We start from the raw sequence: 3441 nt of genomic DNA, 5'->3' as shown, positions 1-3441 counted from the left end.
TTTTTACAATACATTTGTACTATCCGTGGGTAGCGATCGCACTCCTGCAAGTGCCTTAACAAAAGTTCATACAGTGTCGATTACTTTTGTCCGACTACTTACAACAACAGACACCACAACAATCCAGCAGTAACGATCGCGTTGCCGTGTTACTGATGGGTTACGGCGAAGTAGAAAGTTACGAAGACTTCGCCAACTACAACGAACAGGCGCTGAATTTACTCACGGCAAAGTTTGCGCCTGTGCCAACCTGGATTTACCCGCCGCTGGCTAAAATTCTGGCGATGTTTGACTTACACGAGTGGAGTCACCAACACAATCACTTTATTTCGCCGCACAACGCTATCTTTGAAAAGCAACGTGCTGGGATTGAAAAGCACCTGCAAGAAAAATGGGGCGATCGCATCCAAGTCTTCAAAGCCTTCAACTTCTGCGCTCCCTTCCTCCCCGAACAAGTCCTCACAGAAATCAAAACACAAGGATTTGACAAAATACTCATCTATCCCCTGCTGGTTGTAGACTCTATCTTCACTAGCGGTATCGCCGTCGAGCAAGTTAATAAAGCCCTTGTCAATCTTGCTGACAGCGACGAACATTGGGTTAAAGGTGTGCGTTACATTCCCTCTTTCTATAACGAACCGGCTTACATCGATTTGATGGCTCGTCTGGTAGAGGAAAAAATAGCCGCCGAACTAGCCGAAGCTTACCTACCATCTCAAATCGGCATCATCTTAATGAATCACGGTTGTCCCCATAAAGCCAAAGGATTTACATCAGGCATTACGGAAAGTCAGGCACTTTACGAATTAGTTCGGGAAAAGCTAATTAATAAGTATCCTCTGATTTCTGTGGGTTGGCTCAACCACGATACGCCATTAATTGAATGGACTCAACCCGATGCCAATCAAGCTGCCAAAAACTTAATCGAACTGGGCGCTAAAGCGATTGTTTTCATGCCGATCGGCTTTGCCACAGAAAATCACGAAACCCTGCTTGATGTAGACCACATCATTCATGTTTTGCAACGGCGACATCCAGATATTAACTATGTGCAAATGGCTTGCGTAAATGACCGTGACGACTTCTTAAAGATGGCAGCCCAGTGGGCTAATCCCCAAATTGAAGCTTTGTTCTCAGAACAGGCACTAGCTGTTAACTTGCATCTGGCTACACACCATCATCACGACCATCATCACGATCATCATCACGATCACGATCACGGTCATCATCACCATCATCATTGAGGAATTTGGTAAATCCTGTTATCTCAACAGCGAAAAAATTACCTGCTTAATCTAATTTAAGGATAAGCAGGCTATTTTTTATCGCATCCCAAATACCGATATTTACAATCCCCATCCATACCTTTATCCCAAATCCTGTTGAAGCTCCCCGCCCACAAGGGGACGGGGATTCAAGGTTTCAGCGAATCAACTTATCTAATTGAGTTACCCCAATGAGACAGAGGTTGGTTTCTCCCCAAGCGTTGATTTCGGTTCTTCCCACCGTATTTGGTAATATTATGCCCAGCATTTCTAAGCCTTTGGCTAGAATGTTGAGCGCGGCATTACGATCGCGATTAAGCACCAGGCCACACAAACATTTATGTGTTCTGGTGCTTAATGTTTTTCGGACTTCTTCACCACAACTAGAGCAATTAATGGAAGTATATTGTGGGGCAACTGCCACACAAACAATTCCATGAATCTTGGCATAATAATCAACCCAATTAGTGAATATTCCCCAACTGGCATCATTAATTGATTTAGCAAGACAATGATTTTTTACCAAGTTTTTCACTTGCAGACCGTCAGAGTGATAGTTTTCCTGTCCTCTGACAATTTCCATCCGCTTTTTTTATACTCAACTGAGCGGACATTCTTTTTAAAGCGAGGATACCCTTTCTTACCAGGGATCTGCTTTTTGCAGTTATCATAAAACCGCTTAATGCTTGTCCAGGCTCTTTCAGCACTAGCTTGTCTAGCACTAGAGTTAAGCTTTTTGCACCAAGCAAATTGTTTAGCTAAATCTTTGGTAAGAGCGGATAGGTCATATTGTCCAACACCAGCATTATCCATCCAATGTCGAATGCAATAATTACGGATAAACTGAGCAGTTCTTATTGCCTCATCCAAGGCTTTGAACTGTTCAGGCTTTCCGCATAATTTTGCTTCGAGGATTAACATGGTGCGATTCATTTATTTATGGAATTCATCTTACCACAAAAATCGTTGCTTCGCCTTAAGAAAGTTGGTTGCGTTTTCATCCCCACCCACTCTTGGGATGGGGCTTTCAACGCAACATCTCAGTAAAATCTTCCCCGCCCCTTCGTTTTTCCTTCCAACTTAGGAAAGACTCAAAAGACTTTTGAATTTTGACCTCGTTCCCACGGCTCTGCCTGGAAATGTACTTTTGACTTCCTCCTAGCCGCACTAGCCCCTAATTTAGACCTTCTGCTTCATCGGATCGGCAACATACCTGAAATGCGGTTCGCTATTCCAAGGGCCGCGCTCATCCTTGCCATTTTGAGACAAATTGAAGTAAAGATCGACGGTATTGTCAGGCGGGATATTGCCAAACATAGGATCTGTTAACTTACCCAGCGATTCCAGTGCCTTCATGAACATTTTGGTATGGGAAATTTCGCGGGTTAACAAATGCACTAACGCATTTTTGCTACCGCCATCGGGTGCGAGTTTAATCAACTCTTCGTAAGTTTGACGCGCACCGGCTTCTGCACCGATGTTAGCGCGAAGGTCGCGTACAACGTCGCCTCCTTCATTGATATAGGCGGCAGTCCAAGCTACACCCTGGCTATCTAAGAAATGCGGCCCCATACCGCGCACGGCAAACAAGGTACTTTTGAAAGCTTCGGTTTGGTCAACATTTTTAGTGTGCTGCTCGATCATTTTACCCACCATTTCTAGGTGGCTAAATTCTTCGATCGCAATATCTTGCAGCATATCCCTAATGCCAGCATTTTCGCAGTGAAAAGATTGTACCCAGTATTGCAAAGCAGCTGTCAGTTCGCCCGTTGCCCCACCAAATTGCTCCAAAAGAAGCTGGGCAAAACGAGGATTTGGCTCGACAATATTTACAGGTTGAATCGTTTCTTTTTTGTGAAAGAACATGAAAAAATTCCCCTCTTAGATCGGATTTAAAGATCGTGCAATGAGTCTTATCAAAGACTCTGGATTATCTTTTACCCTTGTCATTAGCTTACTAGCGGGTATCGAGTGCTAACCTGCATCTTGAGGCAGAATTGATATCACTAATATCTCTATGCTGAGTAGGCTGATATAAAAAAAAAGTGCCCGTAGGCACTGAAATAATCTAAACTGATGATTCAAGAATTAACATCAACAGCCATTTATTAAGTAAGTGGCGTAAATAAACCAAAGATAATTTTTAAGGTGGGCAATGCCCACCATTAGCTCATAT

2 protein-coding genes and 1 pseudogene are annotated in these 3441 nt (G+C 43.5%); 1 reads left to right on the top strand and 2 read right to left on the bottom strand.

Annotated elements, in window-relative coordinates:
- The first annotated feature begins 86 nt into the window (after positions 1–86).
- Positions 87–1244: a ferrochelatase gene (locus tag H6S82_RS24730; RefSeq protein ID WP_242057098.1), complete on the top strand. Its 1158-nt coding sequence runs from the start codon at positions 87–89 to the stop codon at positions 1242–1244.
- Between the two features lie 178 nt (positions 1245–1422).
- On the opposite strand, the pseudogene H6S82_RS24725 reads toward H6S82_RS24730, so the two are convergent.
- Both H6S82_RS24725 and H6S82_RS24720 read right to left on the bottom strand, forming a co-directional pair.
- A pseudogene (locus H6S82_RS24725) lies at positions 1423–2186 on the bottom strand (transposase).
- A gap of 258 nt (positions 2187–2444) precedes the next feature.
- Positions 2445–3131 carry a manganese catalase family protein gene (locus H6S82_RS24720; protein ID WP_190464894.1) on the bottom strand — a complete coding sequence of 229 codons (687 nt, stop codon included), beginning with the start codon at positions 3129–3131 and terminating at the stop codon, positions 2445–2447.
- Positions 3132–3441 lie beyond the last annotated feature (310 nt).

Origin of the sequence: Planktothrix sp. FACHB-1355 (assembly GCF_014748295.1) — a bacterium.
In the GTDB taxonomy this organism is placed as follows: domain Bacteria; phylum Cyanobacteriota; class Cyanobacteriia; order Cyanobacteriales; family Aerosakkonemataceae; genus Aerosakkonema; species Aerosakkonema funiforme_A.
The sequence above is the reverse complement of the archived record's forward strand: the minus strand, read 5'-3'. Positions and strand labels throughout refer to the sequence as shown.